Source organism: Streptomyces lasiicapitis (assembly GCF_014646335.1).
Lineage (GTDB): Bacteria > Actinomycetota > Actinomycetes > Streptomycetales > Streptomycetaceae > Streptomyces > Streptomyces lasiicapitis.
Window position 1 is genome coordinate 131,360 of the sequence record NZ_BMNG01000013.1, and the last position, 16,561, is coordinate 147,920.

A 16,561-nucleotide genomic window follows, 5' to 3' on the forward strand; every position below is an offset into this window, starting at 1 on the left:
CAGGGACCCGTTCGGCTGGCCGATTCCCCCCTAACAGCCGATTCTTCCGATCCTTCGTCAAGTCCGATTGGCGGGAAAGGCGACGCTCGCGCGGCCGAACAGCGGGGCGAGGACGAGCTGCGCCGCGCCTTCCGCGACGGCCCGCTCCCCGCCGGGCGCGACGGCCACGCCGACGGGCGCGCGGGCACCCTCGCGCCGGGCGCGCTCGGCGACGACGGCGCCGACACCGCGTACGAAGAGGTCCTCGGCGGCGGCGACGGTGCGGCCCCCGAGCAGGACGAGGTCGATGTCGAGCAGCGCGACCAGGTTCCCGGCGGCGGTGCCGAGCACGCGCGCGGCCCCGTCGAGGTCGCCGCGCGCGACGGCGGCCAGACACAGCGCCTCGACACACCCCCGAGCACCGCACCCGCACGGCGGCCCGTCCAACTGCACCACCTGATGCCCGAACTCCCCCGCCCCCGTACGGGCCCCGCGATACAACCCACCCCCCAGCACGAGCCCGGCTCCAAGCCCGGTCCCGAGATGCAGATAGGCGAACGACTCGGCACCCCCACCAAGCGCGAGCCCGAGCGCGGCGGCGTTGGTGTCCTTGTCCACGGCCACGGGCAGCCCAAGGCGCCGGGCCAGCACGTCCCGCAGGGGATACCCGTCCCACTCGGGAAACCCGGTGACGCGATGCAGCACACCGGAGGCGTGGTCGAGCGGCCCGGGAAGAGCGACCCCCACGCCGAGAACAGCCGTCCCGACCAGCGCGGCGACCGCGTCCGCGGCCACCTCCACGACGGAGTCGACCCCGCCCGCGAAGTCCAGCGCGGCCCGCCGCTCGGCGACGACGACCCCGCTCAGGTCCACCAGCACGGCGACCAACGAGTCCCGCTCGAGCTGTACCCCCACGGCATACCCCGCCCCGGGGACGAGCCGAAGCAGCGTCTGGGGCTTGCCCCCGGTGGAGGCCCGGCGCCCCGCGTCGGCCACGAGCCCCTCCCCCCGCAGCCGAGCGACGATCTTGCTGACGGCCTGCGGCGTGAGCCCGGTCCGCTCGGCGAGCTCGGGCCGCCCGACCCCGGCGCCCCCGGCGGCACGCAGCAGATCGAGCACCAGCGCCGCGTTGTGCCCGCGCAGCCCCGGCAGATTCACCCCGGCCCCCGGCCTGTACTCCCTGTTCACATCCCCATTGTCGCCCGCGCTTGCACTTTGGCAACACCGTTGCCAAAGTAGAACCATGACTGTAGGCACGAACGACCTCCGCGTGGGCCTGATCGGCTACGGCCTCGCGGGCTCCGTCTTCCACGCCCCCCTGATCGCCGCGACCGAGGGCCTGACCCTGGACACGGTCGTCACGTCGAACGCCGAGCGGCAGGCCCAGGCCCGCGCCGAGTTCGGCGACGACCTGCGCTGCGCGGCCGACGCCGACGGGCTGTGGGCCCGCGCGGACGAGCTCGACCTGATCGTCGTCGCGTCCCCGAACAAGACGCACGTACCGCTCGCGACCGCCGCGCTCAAGGCGGGCCTGCCCGTCGTCGTGGACAAGCCGCTCGCGGGCACCGCCGCCGAGGCCCGCGAGCTCGCCGCCCTCGCGGACGAGCGCGGCCTGCTGCTCTCCGTCTTCCAGAACCGCCGCTGGGACAACGACTTCCGTACGCTGCGAAAGCTCATCGCCGACGGCGAGCTCGGCGACGTATGGCGCTTCGAGTCCCGTTTCGAGCGCTGGCGCCCGCAGCCCAAGGGCGGCTGGCGCGAGTCCGGCGACCCCGAGGAGATCGGCGGTCTGCTGTACGACCTCGGGAGCCACGTGGTCGACCAGGCCCTGGTGCTCTTCGGTCCTGCGGTGCAGGTGTACGCGGAGGCGGACGTGCGCCGCCCCGGCGCGCAGGCCGACGACGACACGTTCATCGCCGTCACGCACGTGGGCGGCGTCCGCTCGCACCTGTACGTGAGCGCGACGACCGCGCAGCTCGGCCCGCGCTTCCGCGCGCTCGGCTCGTCCGCGGGCTATGTGAAGTACGGCCTCGACCCGCAGGAGGCCGCGCTGCGCGAGGGCAAGCGGCCCACGGACGAAGGCCCGTGGGGCGTGGAGCCCGAGGCGCTGTGGGGCACGGTCGGCGCGGGCGAGTCCCCGCTGACCGGCGGCGGCCGCCCCGAGCCCACGCTCCCCGGCGACTACCCCGCGTACTACGCGGCAGTGGCCGCGGCCCTGCGCGGCGAAGGCGACAACCCGGTCACCGCACAGGAGGCCGCCGCGGCGCTCGACGTCCTCGAAGCCGCGCGCCGCTCGGCCCGCGAGGGCGTGGCGGTGACGCTGTGAGCACGAAGCCCGCCGAGAACGCCGCACCCACACCCCCCGCCGCCCCCTCCATCCCCGAACTGGAGGACCAGGAGCGCCGCCTGACGCTCCCTCACTTCACGTACGAGGACGCGTGGGCGCTCGGCTCTCTCCTCGTGGAGATGGCGCGCGAGCGCGAGGCGCCGGTGGCGATCGACATCCGGCGCGGCGGCCAGCAGCTCTTCCACGCCGCGCTGCCGGGGTCGACGCCCGACAACGACGCCTGGATCGACCGCAAGCGCCACGTCGTCGAGCGGTACGGCTGCTCGTCGTACCTGGTGGGCAGCCGGTTCCGGGCCAAGGGCACGACGTTCGAGGACTCCTCGCGCCTCGACCCCGACCGGTACGCGGCGCACGGCGGCGCGTTCCCGATCGCGGTCGAGGGCGCGGGGGTCATCGGCACGGTGGTCGTCTCGGGCCTCCCCCAGATCGCGGATCACGCGCTGGTGGTGGCGGCCCTGGAGCGGTTCACCGCGTCCTGACGCGCGTCAGTCGGCCTGGTCCTCGGCGCGGCGGCGCATCATCACCACGAACCCGACACCGGTGCCGACGAGGGCGGCGGCGATCGCGCCCACGAGGGCGAGCTCACCGGACGAGGTGTCCGTGCCCGTGTGGGCCATCTCGTCGTCGGTCTTGGACGGGTGCGGGTGGGGATGCGGGTGCGCGGACGACTTGGACGGCTCCGGGCTGGGCCAGGGGTCGTCGCTGTCGGACGGGTCCGGGCTGGGCCAGGGATCGTCACTGTCCGACGGGTCCGGGCTCGGCCAGGGGTCGTCGCTGTCCGACGGGTCCGGTGAGGGCTCCGGGCTCGGGCCGTCGCTGTCCGAGGGGTCCGGAGACGGTTCGGGGCTGGGCCCGTCGCTGTCCGAGGGATCCGGAGACGGCTCGGGGCTCGGCCCGTCACTGTCCGACGGATCCGGAGACGGCTCCGGACTCGGCCCGTCACTGTCCGACGGATCCGGAGACGGCTCCGGACTCGGCCCGTCACTGTCCGACGGAGACGGCGAGGGCTCCGGATCGTCGCTGTCCGACGGGTCCGGTGACGGCTCCGGGGACTCCGACGGCGACACCGACGGCGTGGGGGACGGCGACGCGCACGACGGCAGGTCGCCGTTGAACGGGTACGCGTGGATCTCCTGGCCGCCGCCCACCAGCGAGCTGTGGGTGAGGGAACCCACCGTGAAGAAGCGCCCGTTCATGCCGGGCAGCGTCACCGTCGTCGCGCTCCCCGGCGACCCCACGAGCACGCTCCCCTGGAACTGCCCGCTGCCCGCGAACCGCACCGTGCTGGCGTCGGGCACGTTCCACAGGAGCCGCTCGCGCAGGCCGGCCGGCAGCGCGCCGATGTAGGTGCGGACGGTGCGGGCCTCCCCGAAGAGGTTCACGAGGACGGTGGCGCCCGCCGGGATGTTCCGGAACGCGATGCCCTGGTCGCCGCCGCTCCTGCTGACCATGTCGAAGTCGACGTTGAAGACCTGGATCTCGGAGCGGCCGTCGCCGGTGAAGACGGTCTCGCTGCCGTTGTTGACCGCCGAGCCCGTGACCTCGCGGGGCGAGCCGTTGTCGTACGCGTAGCACTGGCTGGCCGCCGTCAACTGGTCGGGCAGGCCCGCGTACCTGTCGCCCGCGGCCGGGTCCTGGACCGCGCGCGGCCTGACCGTGCCGGTGAGCGTGCCGCCGTACCGTACGACTCCGGAGACCGCGCCCTCCTCCGCGAGCAGCCGCTGGCCGGGGGCGACTGTCACGTCGTTGCCCGCGGTGAGGAAGTCGGAGCCGTTGGGCGGCGGCACCCTGGAGCCGACGCCGGCCACGCCCACGTTGTAGACCTGCGAGGCCCCGGCGCGCTTGTTCATGTCGAAGTCGCCGAGCACGACGACCTTGCCCTCGGCCTCCGCCGCCGCCTCGCGCACCAGCATGTTCTCGCCGACGAAGACGTTGATGTTCTCGTCGCGGCCCGCCACGGGGCCGTTGCCCACTTCCGGGTACCTCTCCGGACAGGCCGAACCTTTGCAGGGGCCGAGGCCGCCGGGCAGCGGGTCCGCGACTCCGAGCCCGGCCAGGCCGCCGACGATGGCGGCGGCCGCGACGGTGACTGCCGCCGCCACATACGCTGAACGTTTTCTTCGCATACACGGAAATATGCGTAATTCAGACAAAAGTAGCGGGCGACACGCTCGGCGCCTCCCCCAGTCAGGCCCCCTCGGACCCTCCTGGCCGGGATCGGGTCACGCCCCCTTCAGCTCCTGACGCTGCCGCCCGAGCCCGTCGATCTCCAGCTCCACGACGTCCCCCGCCCGCAGGAACGGCTTCGGCTCCGGCTGGCCGAGGGCGACGCCCGCCGGCGTACCGGTGTTGATCACGTCACCGGGGTACAGCGTCATGAACTGGCTCACGTAGCGCACCACTTCCGCGACCGGGAAGATCTGCTGGGCCGTCGTGCCGTCCTGCTTCAGCTCGCCGTTGACCCAAAGCCGCAGGCCGAGGGCCTGCGGGTCCGGCACCTCGTCGGCGGTGACCAGCCAGGGGCCGAGCGGGTTGAAGGTCTCGCAGTTCTTGCCCTTGTCCCAGGTGCCGCCGCGCTCGATCTGGAACTCGCGCTCGGAGACGTCGTGCGCGACGGCGTACCCCGCGACGTGCGCGAGCGCCTCCTCGTGCGACTCCAGGTAGCGCGCGGTGCGCCCGATGACGACGGCCAGCTCGACCTCCCAGTCCGTCTTCACCGAGCCGCGCGGTACGAGCACGGTGTCGTTCGGCCCGACCACGGTGTCCGCCGCCTTGAAGAACACGACGGGCTCGGCGGGCGGCTCCGCGCCGGTCTCGGCCGCGTGGTCGTGGTAGTTCAGGCCGATGCACACGACCTTGCCGATGCGGGCGAGCGGCGGCCCGATCCGCAGCCCGGCCGGGTCAAGGACGGGCAGCGTGCCCGCGTCGGCGGCGGCGCGGACGCGGTCGAGCGCGGCGTCGTCGGCGAACAGTGCGCCGTCGATGTCGGTGACCGTGCCGGACAGGTCACGCAGGGCGCCTCCGGCGTCGAGCAGGGCCGGACGCTCGGCGCCCGCCGTACCGACTCGCAGCAGCTTCATGGTCTGACTCCCTTGGGTCGGACTGGGCACGACCGATGGTTGCGGCATCGGAGGTTGGTCGATCCTCCAAGCTGGTCGTCCGCTCCGCAAGACCCCGTTCACGTACTGGACCGTCACATCCCGTCACACGGGGACCGTCACATCCCGGCAGCGACCCCCATGGCAGCACCGGTCCCGGTCGGCATGTCCCGGTACAGGAAGGCCCGCTCCACCGCGCTCCACGTCGTGCTGGTCACCACGTACAGCGCCGCCGCCAGCGGCACCACCGCCACCGTGAACAGCGTCATGAACGACATCAGCGGCATGAACTTGGTCATGGCGGCCATGGCACCGGCGCCGGGCGCCTGCTCGCCGCCGGGCGCACCGGGCACGGCCGGCGGGTTCGCGGCGAGCTGCAGCTTCGTACGCCGGTAGTTGAAGGTCGCGACGGCGGCGACGAGGGCGAAGAGCGCGAGGTAGAGCAGCCCGGCGGTGCCGAAGGGACCGCCGTCGCCGAGCGCGTCGGCCCAGCGTCCGCCGAGGGGCGCCGTGAGCAGGCTGTGGTCGAGGAGTTCGTTGGCCTTGCCGCCGATGTTCGAGCTGGAGAACAGGTGGTAGAGCAGGAAGAAGGCGGGGAGCTGGAAGAGGCCGGGAAGGCATCCGGCCAGCGGGGACACCTTCTCCTTGCGGTGCAGCTCCATGAGCGCCTTCTGGAACTTCTCCGGGTTCTTGGCGTGCTTCTTGCGCAGCGCGGCGATCTGCGGCGAGAGCTTGGCGCGCGCCTTCTGGCCGCGCGCGGCGGCCCGGGACAGCGGATGGACGAGCAGGCGTACGCAGACGGTGACGGCGACGATGGCGGCGGCCATCGCCGAGCCGTGGAAGAGCGGTGCGAGCAGGTCGGCGAGGTCGGCGACCAGGCTGGCGAAGACGGACATGGATGAGCCCTCCGGGGGTCTCGTCGTGCCGGGAACGCCTCGGGGGGAGGCGTGTGTGCGTCGGCATGACGACCCGCGCGGGGTCGGGCAGAGGTGGAGCCCGGGTTCCCTACGCGGCCGTCAGGAGGGAACGGCCGGGTGCTCGCGGGCGGGTGCGCCCACGGGCGTCGGGATCGCGCTGCGGCAGGAACGCGGTGCGTTGCTCGCGGTCGCGGATGGCCGTACGCACCCGGGTGCGGGGCACGGCGGGCGCGCAGCGCGCGGCGAGCAGCGAGCACAGGGCGAGGGCGGAGCCCGCGGCGGCGGTCGCGGCGAGCGCGACGGCGGCGGAGAGGCTGCCGGTGTCGACGAGGACGGTCTCGACGAGGAGGAAGAGGAACAGGGCGGCGGGGCGCAGCGCGGCGGTCCACTTGCCGATCACGTTCCTGACCGGGTTGCCGGTCCGGTTCTTGATCACGTCGCCACCTCCTGCCGTCGCCCTCGTCCACGTACGCCGTATGCGTACGAATGTGCTGCTGCCGTTATACAGGATCGATCTCGACCGGCTGAAGGAGCCTGCGGGGCTTGAGCAGTTCACGGCTGACCGGATCCACCGGGTCCGGATCGAGCCCGGGGCCTGGCAGCATCTCGACGTCCTCGACCGGCACGAGGCCCCCGCAGGCGGGACACTCGCCGACGGGGCCCAGTTCCGTGCCGCACGCGGCATGCCGGAAGTACCGCGTCGGCCTGTCGTGGCCGAAGGTGTCCATGCCCCAGGTGCCCAGCACGCACAGCGTCGGCCACAGGGCACGGCCGCGCTCCGTGACGACGTACTCGTGCCGGCCCGGCCTGCGCTCACAGGGCCGCTTCTCCAGGACGCCCGCGGCGGTCAGCGTCTGCAGCCGTGTGGCCAGGACCGCGCGCGGAATGCCGAGATGGGCGAGGAAGTCGTTGTAGCGCCGCACGCCGTACAGCGCGTCGCGCACGACGAGCAGCGTCCAGCGCTCGCCGACGACCTCCAGCGCGCGGGCGACGGAGCACTCCTGCGCCGCGTAGTCCTTGCCGAGAGCCATGGCCCCCACTGTAGTCACTTTGCCGAGCTTAGGTTCAGTCATTGAACTCCAAATGCTACGGTCACCTCGCGACCGCAGGTTCAATGACTGAACCCACAGGTGAGCCCGCGGCCGGACCACCCCGTCCCCGCATCCCGAAGAGGCCCCCATGCCACGGCCCGCCACCACTCCCGCAACGCCCGCGCCCGCCCCCGCGCACGCCGCACCACCGTCGCCCGCATCACCTCCCACCGCCCGCCCCACCGCCACCCTGGCCGTGACCGCCGCCGCGACCACCGTCACGCTCATGACGTACAGCGCGCCCATGGTCACGCTCTCCGACACCGCCGCCGCCCTCGGCACCCCGCTCTCCGCGCAGGCCTGGCTCCTGAACGGCGCCCCGCTCGGCCTCGCCGCCCTGCTCCTGGTCACCGGCAGCCTCGCCGACGACTACGGCCGCCGCCGGACCTTCCTCGTCGGCACCTTCGCGCTCGGCCTCACCACGGCCCTCGCCGCCCTCGCGCACACCACGCTCCTGTTCACGCTGGCGCGCGTCGCCCAGGGCGCGGCGAGCGCCGCCGTCCTCACCAGCAGCCTCGGCCTGCTCGCGCACGCGTACCCGGCCGGGCCCGGGCGGATCCGGGCCATGGGGGTGTGGGGCGCGAGCGTCAGCGGCGGCATCGCGGTGGCCTCGCCGTTCTCCGGCGGGCTCGCCACCCTCGCCGACTGGCGGCTGCCGTACGCCGTGCTCGGCCTGCTCGCGCTCGCCGTCGCGGTCGCCGCGCCGCGCGCGCTCAGCGAGTCCCGGGCCCCGCGCGCGGGCCGCCCCGACCTGGCGGGCGCGCTGGCCCTCGGCCTCGCCATGGTGGCCCTGCTCGCCGCGCTCACCCTCGGCCGCGACGGCTGGCTGCGCGCCCCCGTCGGCGTGCTGCTCCTGGCGGCCGTGCTCCTGACCGCCGTCTTCGCCTATGTGGAGCGCCGCTCGGCCGCGCCGCTGCTCGACCTCGGCCTGCTGCGCCGCCCGCCGTTCCTGGCGGCGACCGCGGGCGGCCTGTTCACCGGCTTCTCCGTCATCGGCCTGTTCAGCTACCTGCCGACGCTCCTCCAGGCCGCGAACGGCCTCTCGGCGATGCACGCGGCCTGGCTCTTCGCGTTCTGGTCCGGCGTCTCGCTCCTTGTCGCCCTCCAGGCCAGGCGCCTCGCGGGCCGCGTCCCTGCCCGCCACCAACTGGCCGTCGGCTTCACTCTGCACGCGGCGGCCCTGCTCACCATGCTCGGCGCGTTGGCGGCCGACTCCTGGGTCCGCCTCCTGCCCGGCCTGCTGATCTCCGGCGTGGGCAGCGGCCTCCTGAACGCGGCCCTGCCGCTGCTCGCCGTCGAGTCCGTGCCCGCCGACCGGGCCGCGATGGGCTCCGGCGCCAACAACACGGCCCGCTACCTCGGTTCGGCGGCGGGCGTCGCCCTGATGATCGCGGTGGCGACGGCATCGGGTTCGTCTCCGGACGACCTCGCGCACGGCGCGGACACCGCGCTGGTGGTGGCGGCGGGCCTCGCGGCCGTGGCGGCGGTCAGCGTCGTCCTGCTGCGGGAGCGCCGCCCGGCACGGAGCTGAGGTCGCCGCCGGGACCGTCGCGGTCGTCGTCCGCCGGGTCGCGCGCGAGCACCTCCCCGTCCGGCCGACTGTCCTGGTCGACAGGACCCGCGTACGAAACCGCCAACGCCACCGCCAGATTGGCCGCCAGCGCGAGAATCCCCGCGTTCACGCCGAACACCGGGTCGTGCTCGGTGAACACGAGCCCGCACACGACCGCCACCCCCACCACGAGCCCGCTCACGGCCCCCGCCAGGCTCAGCTTCCGCCAGACCAGGCCGAGCAGCAGCATCGGGACGAGCTGCGCCATCCCCTCGTACGAGATGAGGGAGAGCCGTACGAGGGTGTTGGGCGCGGTGTACGTCATGACGAGCGCGACCGCGCCCGCGACCACGACGACCGCCTGCGAGGCCCGCTTCTGCCGCACCGGCGCCTGCCACCGGGGCAGCAGCGACACCACGCTGCTGCCCCACATCGTGCCGATGACCAGCATGAACACGGCCATCGGCACGATGGACGACAGCGCGGCCGCGACCCCGACGACACCCACCAGCCAGGCCGGCAGCGAGTCTACGACCAGCTTGAACAGCGCCAGGTTCGACCCGGCGCCGGTGAGCCCCGGCACCACGAACAGGGCGGCCATGCCGAGCAGCATCGGGACGAACAGCAGGATGTTGTAGGCGGGCAGCAGGACGGCGTTGCGGCGCAGGCCGTCGGCGCTGCGGGCGCCGAGGTATCCGGCGACGGTGGTCGGGAAGATGCACACGGTGAGGGCGTTGAGGAAGGTCGTGGTCGCGAACCAGGCCTGCCCATAAGGACTTTCACCGGCCCCCGGCAGCGTCAGCCACTCCCCCTTCTCCTGTACGACCCGGTCGAGGAAGTCCCCGTACCCGTCGAAGTAGTGCAGCGGCACGTACACGACGAGGAACGCGAGCGTGCCGATGACGAGCACGTCCTTGAGCACCGACACCCAGGCGCTGCCCCGCAGCCCGCTCACCACCACGAACCCCGTGGTGACGGCGAAGCCGATGAAATAGGCCCAGTTGAGGCTGATGGCGCCGTACGAGATCGTCGAGACGACGACGCCCATGCCCGTGATCTGCAACTGGATGTACGGCAGCAGGAACACCGTCACCATGACGGCGACCGCGGCACCGAGCCAGGGCCGGTCGTAGCGGTGGGCCACCATGTCGGTGATGCCGACGAGCCCGTGGCGGCGGGCGTAGGCCCAGAGCATCGGCCCGACGACGTACCCCACCGCGTACCCGCACGACATGTAGGCGACGACGTACAGCACGGGCGCGCCGTAGTTGTACCCCCACCCCGCGGCGCCCAGATAACTGAAGCTGGTGTAGCCCTCCCCCGCCATCAGCACCCAGATCAACACCGTCCCGAGGGACCGCCCGCCCACGGACCACTCGGCGAGCGCGCCCTTCGGGGAGCTCTCGCCGGAGCCCTTCTTCCGCCCTCGCACGGCAAGCAGCCCGAGGGCGACGGTGGCGACCATGAAGAAGCCGAAGATGGTGGTGGCGGTCGTGGCATCGGCGTTCATGAGGCCCGCCGCTTCTGGTCACCGCGGTAGGCGAGCCACACGGCGACGGGCGTGAGCAGCGTGGCCGCGAGCAGCCACGCGAACAGGAACGGCAGCCCGAGCACGAGCGGCCGTACGCGATTGACGAAGGGCAACGCCCCCACGTACAGCACGAAGGGCACGAGGAGCCAGAGGAGGTGGGGGCGGCGCTTGATCACGGAGCAGGAGCTTAATCGGGCCGCTCGGCCTGGGCTGCGGTGGCGTCTCGCTGCCGGTCGGCGGGCCGCGTGTGGCGTGCCGCGTGCCGCGTGTCGCTCAGCGGGGCCGCATGGACGTCAGCTTTCCCCAGACCACAAGGCGGTACTTGGAGGTGTACTCCGGGGTGCAGGTGGTGAGGGTGAGGTAGTACCCGGCCCGGTCGTACCCGTGCCCCCGCCGGACCGTGCTGCGCGGCACGGGCGCGATGACTCCGCCGTCGCGCGGGGCGGTCCGGGCGAGGGTCTTGTCGACGGTGTACGTGTACACGGCGTCCCGGGTCCCGACGGTCATCCGGTCGCCGGGGCGCAGCCGGTTGATGTACCGGAACGGCTCGCCGTGCGTGTTCCGGTGCCCGGCCAACGCGAAGTTGCCGGGGCGGCCGGGCTGGGCGGTGCGGGGGTAGTGGCCGACGTACCCCTTGTTGAGCACCCCGCCTTTGCTGACGCCTTCGGCGACGGGGGCGCGGAGGTTGAGGCGGGGGATGCGGAGGACCGCGTAGGCGTGGTCGGTGGGGGGTCTGGCGGGGGCGCCTTGGGCTGGGGTGTCTTGGGCGGGGGTGTTCGGGGCCGGGGGCGCGCCGGTGTCATTCCCGGGTGAGACGGGGTCGCCGCGGTCGCGGACGGCACCGCGGCCACCCCCGCCGGGCGATCCCCGACCGCCTTCCTCCCCCTCCCTCTCCCCCTCCCCCCACTCCCTCTCCAGGGAATCGACCTTGCTCTCCGCCGCGGCGCGGGCCTGACGGTTGGTCCACCAGAGCTGGTGTACGACGAGGAGGAGCAGGACGAGGCCGAGGGTGAGGGTGGCTTCGGCGGCGTACCAGAGGGCTCGGGCGAGGGGGCGGCGCCGGGCGGAGGCCTGCCCGTGGACGACGACGGGGACCCGCGTCCGGGATCGCCGTACCCATGGACGTACCACTGGACCGCCTCCCTCCGGGCCGGGCAGCCGCAAGATAGGCGCGGCGCCCCCAACAGACCAGACCCACGACACCCCCAACAGACCAGACCCGCGACACCCTCGACGAACCGGAGCCGCACGCGACCGGACCCGTAATGACGCCACCGCGCCGCACCCCATACACCCCACCCGGGGAACGGCAGTACGGTGTCACCCATGCGCCCCGACACGCCTGCCGACCACGTCGACCACATCGCCGAAGCGGAGCGCCTGGAGCGCACCGCGGGCCTCTACCCGGAGGACGCGGAACACCTGCTGCTGCAGGCCGCGGCCCACTTGGAGCTGGCCGACGCCCGTGACCGCGCGACGACGCTCTACGACCGCCTGATCTCACCCTCGGCCCCGCACCCGCCGGAGAACCCGACCCTGATCCGCGCCCTGAAGGCCGCGAACCTCTGGGAGTACGGCCACGAGGCGGAGGCGCGGGCGATCATCGAGGGAGTCCGCGGCACGGCACCGGCGGACGCGGCGCCGTGGGTGATCGTGGCGGAGGCCCTTGAGGCCCACGACGAGCTGGACCAGGCGCACGAGACGTTCACGCAGGCGCTGACGGCTCTGCTCCCGTCGACGAGCGCGGATGCGGGGGCCGAACCCCCGTACCCCACCCACCCGTTGCTGTTCGGCCGCCACCGCGTACGCCGCCTGCTCGGCGCGGAGCACGACGCGTGGGACGGCCTGGCGGACCGGGTGCACCGCTCCCGCGCCGCGGCGGCGGGCCGCACCCCCGTCCCCCTGGACGAACTCCACGACCCCAAGCGCGTCTGGGCCCTGGGCTCGGAGAACCCCGCCGACCTCCGAGCCGAAATCGCCCGCCTCCAGGCGGAGTTGGGCTCCTACCGCGAGGCCCTCTCCCGCCCGTTCCCGGTAGCGGTCCTGCACTGGCCCGCCACGGAACTGACGGAACTCCTCACGGCGTACCCGTCCCTCTCGACGGAATACCCCTCCCACGAGACCCACTTGGCGACCATAGAGTCCTCCCTCCGCGAACTCTCCACCTCGGGCACCCCCAACTTGGGCATCGTGACGGGGACGGTGCCGTCCTACGAGGCCTTCGCCGCCTCGGAGGGCGCCTCTCCGGGCGATTCGTCGCTGCTTCCGCTGTACGCGACGACGCTGGCTGCGCGGGGGCGGGCTGCGGGGTGGCCGCCGGAGGTGGGGGGTGGGTGTTGGTGTGGGTCGGGGCGGGCGTACGGCGACTGCCACGGGGGCGAGTGACGGCATCGGCCGGCGCCACCGATTCCTGCCCCGGGCCGGACCGCCGGCACAATGCCCCCGTGCCCGACGCAGCCCCGTCCTCCCCCTCCGTCTCGGCGCGCATGAGCCGCCAAGGCTCTCGCGACACGGCCCCCGAGATCGCCGTCCGACGCCTCCTGCACGCAGCCGGGCTCCGCTACCGGGTCAACGTGCCCGTGCCCGGAATGCCCCGGCGCACGATCGACATCGCCTTCGCCAAGGCCAGGATCGCGGTGTTCATGGACGGCTGCTTCTGGCACGGCTGCCCTGACCACGCGACGAGCCCGAAGGCGAACGCCGAGTGGTGGCGGGCCAAGCTCGACAAGAACATGGCCCGCGACCGGGAGACCTCCCGACACCTGGAGGCGGCGGGCTGGACCGTGTTGCGCTTCTGGGAGCACGAGCGCCCTGAGGACGTCGCCGCAGCAGTCGACCGCGCACGGCACGACAGCCACGCTCAGACATAGCCGGGGCATCGACGCCATCCCGATTTACGGGAGTTCTGCCCTGTTGTCCGACCTCTGCACTACGGTCAAAAACGCTTGATTGACCTACATGGCCGCGGCACCCACCACGGCCATGTCCGCATATGACCGAGGACGTTCATGCGCAGCAGCACACTCACCGGCATAGGCTTCACCCCGTTCCCTCACCAGAAGGACATGCTGGAGCGCTTGGAGGTCGAGCGCGCAGTCCGTGGCCGTCGCCGCAACCTTCTCGTTGCCGCGACAGGGACGGGTAAGACGGTGATGGCTGCACTCGACTACGAGCAGTTGTCGCGCAAGGCGCGCCGCAGGCTGCGGCTCCTCTTCGTCGCGCATCGCAGGGAGATCCTGGAGCAGTCGCGGGACACTTACCGGCGCGTCTTGGGCGACGAGGCTTTCGGCGAGTCGTTCCACAGCAGCGAACGTCCCGAGGAGTGGGACCACGTCTTCGCCAGCGTGCAGTCGCTCAACTCTCGCGCGCTGGAACGGTTCTCGCCTGACCACTTCGACGTCATCGTCATCGACGAGTTCCATCACGGTACGTCCCCTACGTACCGGAAGATTCTTGACCACTTCGCACCCACGGAACTCCTCGCGCTCACCGCGACACCCGAGCGCATGGACGGAAAGAACATCCAGGACGAGTTCTTCGAGGGGCACATCACCGCAGAGATGCGCCTGTGGGAGGCCCTGGAGAACGAACTACTCAGCCCTTTCCGGTACTTCGGGATCAGCGACGAGACCGACTTGAGCGCCGTGGAGTGGAAGCGCGGAGCGTACGACTCAGGACAGCTCAGCAATGTACTCACCGGAAACGATGCACGCGCCCGACTGATCGCGAAGGCCGTGCGTGACAAGGTCAAGAATCCGAGATCCATGCGCGCGCTCGGGTTCTGCGTGTCCGTATCGCACGCCCGCTTCATGGCCGAGCACTTCACCAGGGATGAAATTGCTGCCGTTGCCCTCTCCGGCGAAAACCACCGTGATGAGCGCAAGCAGGCCCTCGATGATCTCAAGGACGGGAAGATCCAAGTGATCTTCTCTGTCGATCTGTTCAACGAGGGACTCGACATCCCCGACGTCGATACGCTGCTCCTCCTCCGCCCCACGGAGAGCGCCACGCTCTTCCTCCAGCAGCTTGGCCGAGGCCTGCGGCGCACACCGGACAAGGACGTACTCACGGTCCTCGACTTCATCGGCCAGCACCGCAAGGAGTTCCGCTTCGAGAATCAGTTCCGGGCGCTGACGAACCTCACGCGGAAGCGTCTGTTGAACGGCCTTGAGCAAGGGTTCCCCATGCTGCCGTCCCGCTGCCAGATCATCTTGGAACCCAAGGCCAAGCAGACCATCATCGGCAACATCAAGGACCAGCTCAAGGTCAACGCCACTACACTCGTCCGCGAGGTGTCCACGTACGCCGAGTTGCGGCTGGCTACCTACCTGGAAGAGAGCGGTCGGGAGATCAAGGAAATCTACCGCGGCAATGGCAACTCGTGGACCAAGCTCCTACGTGGCGCCAAACTCCTCACTGGGACTGCACCTGAAGGCGAGTTGGAGCTGCTGAAGCGCGCCCCTTCCTTCCTTCACGTCGATGACAAGGAACGCATCGATGCCTACCAGCGGATCCTGGCCGACGATGCCCCCGCGTACGACGCATTGTCCCCGCGGGAGCAGGCGTACGCCCGCATGCTCTTCTTCAACATCTGGGACAAGGCCGGTGGTCACTCCACCTACCAGGAGGGGCTTTCTTCACTTCGCAAGCACAAGCCCGTTCGCGAAGAACTCCTCCAGGTTCTTGACCACTGCCTCGCCCACGCGGACCACTTCCCCTTGCCGCTGAAGGGTCCGCACAGCGAGCTCCCCTTGAAGGTGCACAGCTCGTACAACCGATCCGAGATCCTCGCCGCCCTCGGCGTAGCGCGCTTCGGCGGTCAGATGCCGGGCTCCTTTGCCCAAGGGGTCGTTGAGGTGAAGGACATCAGCACCGATGCCTTGCTCATCACCCTGGAGAAGGACGAGAAAGAGTTCTCGCCCACCACGCGGTATCAGGACTACGCCATGAGTCCGACCCAGTTCCACTGGGAGTCGCAGAACGCGACCGCCGAAGACTCCGCCACGGGGCGCCGCTACCGCGAGCACGCCCAGCGCGGAAGCCACATCTTGCTCTTCGTCCGCCGCTACAAGAACACCGACATCGGCGGCGCCGAGCCTTGGATGCTCTTGGGACCCGCACGCTATGTCGCGCATGAGGGCAGCAAGCCCATGGCAATCACTTGGGAGCTTGAGCACGAGATGCCGGCGGACGTGTGGACGTACTCGTCGATCCCATCGAGCTGACCAGTCGGAACAGCCACGCTGTCAGCTCCCCGCCTCCACCTCCGCCTCGAAGTGCATCTGCGCTCGATCTAGCGCTTCGTCGGGGTCGCAGCCATGGGCCTGGAGCCAGTGAAGGAGGTCGGCGATCAGATCGATCGCCGTCTCCTCAGCCACAGCTACGCCAAGACGTCCTGAGGGAGAGACCAGCCCAGAGCGCTCGGCGCCATACAGCGCGAGGTGACCTTCCGCCCGCGCCGCCCGTGGGCCTTCAGTGTGATCAGCCGAGGGGACAAGGTCCGTCGCCAACTCACACCACACGACCTTGGATGCTTCGCGAGGGATGACGCCCCAGCGATGGTCAGTAATCGCATCCACGAGAGCCATGCCCCGCCCGGATTCCGCGTCGCGCCCAGGAGCGAGGAGCGTCGGTAGCGCTCGCGCATCAGGGTCGAGCATCTCGATGCGGACGAAGGTGCCCGCCATGGAGATCGTGAGCGTCACAGGTGTACCGGCGCCCACGTGCTTGATGACGTTTGAGGTCAGTTCCGTGACACACATTTGAGCTGCCTCAACCACCTCCGGCAGACCCCACAGAGTCAGCCGCATCCACACCGCTCGCCGCAGGCCTGCAACTTCGCAAGGCTCCGCCGCGAAGGACCGTCCCCAGGGGTCCCGCCCACCGAATTCGCTGGCGTAGATCATCGCCCCTACCTCCTGCGCACCCCATCGTGCACTGCGTGACCATCGATCACTCTTAGTGAGAGAGTCGCAGCGCTCATCCCGCCATGCAACATGCATAAAGAGATTCCCCCAATGGGGTGATTGGCCTTTCGCGTCACTTC

15 protein-coding genes and 1 pseudogene are annotated in these 16,561 nt (G+C 71.3%); 6 read left to right on the forward strand and 10 right to left on the reverse strand.

Features of this window, described 5'->3' with window-relative positions:
- Positions 1-57 precede the first annotated feature (57 nt).
- Positions 58-1,167 (reverse strand): ROK family transcriptional regulator, encoded by a 1,110-nt coding sequence (locus IEY91_RS27835; RefSeq protein ID WP_229697264.1) that lies wholly within the window; start codon positions 1,165-1,167, stop codon positions 58-60.
- 55 nt (positions 1,168-1,222) lie between these two features.
- Between IEY91_RS27835 and IEY91_RS27840 the strand changes: the two genes are divergently transcribed.
- A complete protein-coding gene (locus IEY91_RS27840; RefSeq protein ID WP_189176104.1) occupies positions 1,223-2,305 on the forward strand; it encodes a Gfo/Idh/MocA family oxidoreductase in 1,083 nt (360 codons plus the stop codon).
- On the forward strand, positions 2,302-2,805 hold the full coding sequence (locus tag IEY91_RS27845; protein WP_189176105.1) for a heme-degrading domain-containing protein: 504 nt from the start codon (positions 2,302-2,304) through the stop codon (positions 2,803-2,805). Before IEY91_RS27840 ends, IEY91_RS27845 begins: the two co-directional genes overlap by 4 nt.
- A 6-nt stretch (positions 2,806-2,811) precedes the next feature.
- Here IEY91_RS27845 and IEY91_RS27850 read toward each other — a convergent pair whose 3' ends face one another.
- From IEY91_RS27850 to IEY91_RS27870, 5 genes are all read right to left on the reverse strand, one after another.
- Entirely contained in the window at positions 2,812-4,428 is a 1,617-nt protein-coding gene (locus IEY91_RS27850; RefSeq protein WP_306309917.1) for a choice-of-anchor A family protein, read from the reverse strand.
- Between the two features lie 120 nt (positions 4,429-4,548).
- Entirely contained in the window at positions 4,549-5,406 is an 858-nt protein-coding gene (locus IEY91_RS27855) for a fumarylacetoacetate hydrolase family protein (RefSeq protein WP_189176107.1), read from the reverse strand.
- 137 nt (positions 5,407-5,543) lie between these two features.
- The gene (locus IEY91_RS27860) at positions 5,544-6,320 is read right to left on the reverse strand and encodes a YidC/Oxa1 family membrane protein insertase (protein ID WP_189176108.1); all 777 of its coding nucleotides are present in this window, start codon (positions 6,318-6,320) and stop codon (positions 5,544-5,546) included.
- A gap of 109 nt (positions 6,321-6,429) precedes the next feature.
- On the reverse strand, positions 6,430-6,777 hold the full coding sequence (locus IEY91_RS27865; protein WP_229697265.1) for a DUF6412 domain-containing protein: 348 nt from the start codon (positions 6,775-6,777) through the stop codon (positions 6,430-6,432).
- 64 nt (positions 6,778-6,841) lie between these two features.
- Positions 6,842-7,372 (reverse strand): winged helix-turn-helix transcriptional regulator, encoded by a 531-nt coding sequence (locus IEY91_RS27870; protein ID WP_164324612.1) that lies wholly within the window; start codon positions 7,370-7,372, stop codon positions 6,842-6,844.
- 148 nt (positions 7,373-7,520) lie between these two features.
- On the opposite strand from IEY91_RS27870, the gene IEY91_RS27875 reads away from it, so the two are divergent.
- Complete coding sequence (locus tag IEY91_RS27875; protein ID WP_189176109.1) at positions 7,521-8,963, forward strand: MFS transporter; 1,443 nt, start codon at positions 7,521-7,523, stop codon at positions 8,961-8,963.
- Here IEY91_RS27875 and IEY91_RS27880 read toward each other — a convergent pair.
- The 3 genes from IEY91_RS27880 to IEY91_RS27890 form a co-directional block, all read right to left on the reverse strand.
- On the reverse strand, positions 8,920-10,494 hold the full coding sequence (locus IEY91_RS27880) for a sodium:solute symporter family protein (protein WP_164324608.1): 1,575 nt from the start codon (positions 10,492-10,494) through the stop codon (positions 8,920-8,922). The two genes, IEY91_RS27875 and IEY91_RS27880, sit on opposite strands and share 44 nt — an antisense overlap.
- Complete coding sequence (locus IEY91_RS27885) at positions 10,491-10,691, reverse strand: DUF3311 domain-containing protein (protein ID WP_189176110.1); 201 nt, start codon at positions 10,689-10,691, stop codon at positions 10,491-10,493. The genes IEY91_RS27880 and IEY91_RS27885 overlap by 4 nt, the downstream gene beginning before the upstream one ends.
- A gap of 97 nt (positions 10,692-10,788) precedes the next feature.
- Positions 10,789-11,646: a class E sortase gene (locus IEY91_RS27890; RefSeq protein WP_189176111.1), complete on the reverse strand. Its 858-nt coding sequence runs from the start codon at positions 11,644-11,646 to the stop codon at positions 10,789-10,791.
- 195 nt (positions 11,647-11,841) lie between these two features.
- Between IEY91_RS27890 and IEY91_RS27895 the strand changes: the two genes are divergently transcribed.
- The 3 genes and pseudogenes from IEY91_RS27895 to IEY91_RS27905 all read left to right on the forward strand — a co-directional run.
- Positions 11,842-12,900, forward strand: coding sequence for an SEC-C domain-containing protein (locus IEY91_RS27895; protein WP_189176112.1), 1,059 nt, complete (start codon positions 11,842-11,844; stop codon positions 12,898-12,900).
- Positions 12,901-13,001: 101 nt separating this feature from the next.
- The gene (locus IEY91_RS27900) at positions 13,002-13,385 is read left to right on the forward strand and encodes a very short patch repair endonuclease (RefSeq protein ID WP_189176224.1); all 384 of its coding nucleotides are present in this window, start codon (positions 13,002-13,004) and stop codon (positions 13,383-13,385) included.
- A gap of 144 nt (positions 13,386-13,529) precedes the next feature.
- Positions 13,530-15,740: pseudogene (locus IEY91_RS27905) on the forward strand (DUF3427 domain-containing protein); the annotation flags it as partial.
- Positions 15,741-15,761: 21 nt separating this feature from the next.
- Here IEY91_RS27905 and IEY91_RS27910 read toward each other — a convergent pair.
- Positions 15,762-16,421, reverse strand: a complete 660-nt coding sequence (locus IEY91_RS27910; RefSeq protein ID WP_189176114.1) for an ATP-binding protein — start codon at positions 16,419-16,421, stop codon at positions 15,762-15,764.
- Between the last annotated feature and the right edge of the window lie 140 nt (positions 16,422-16,561).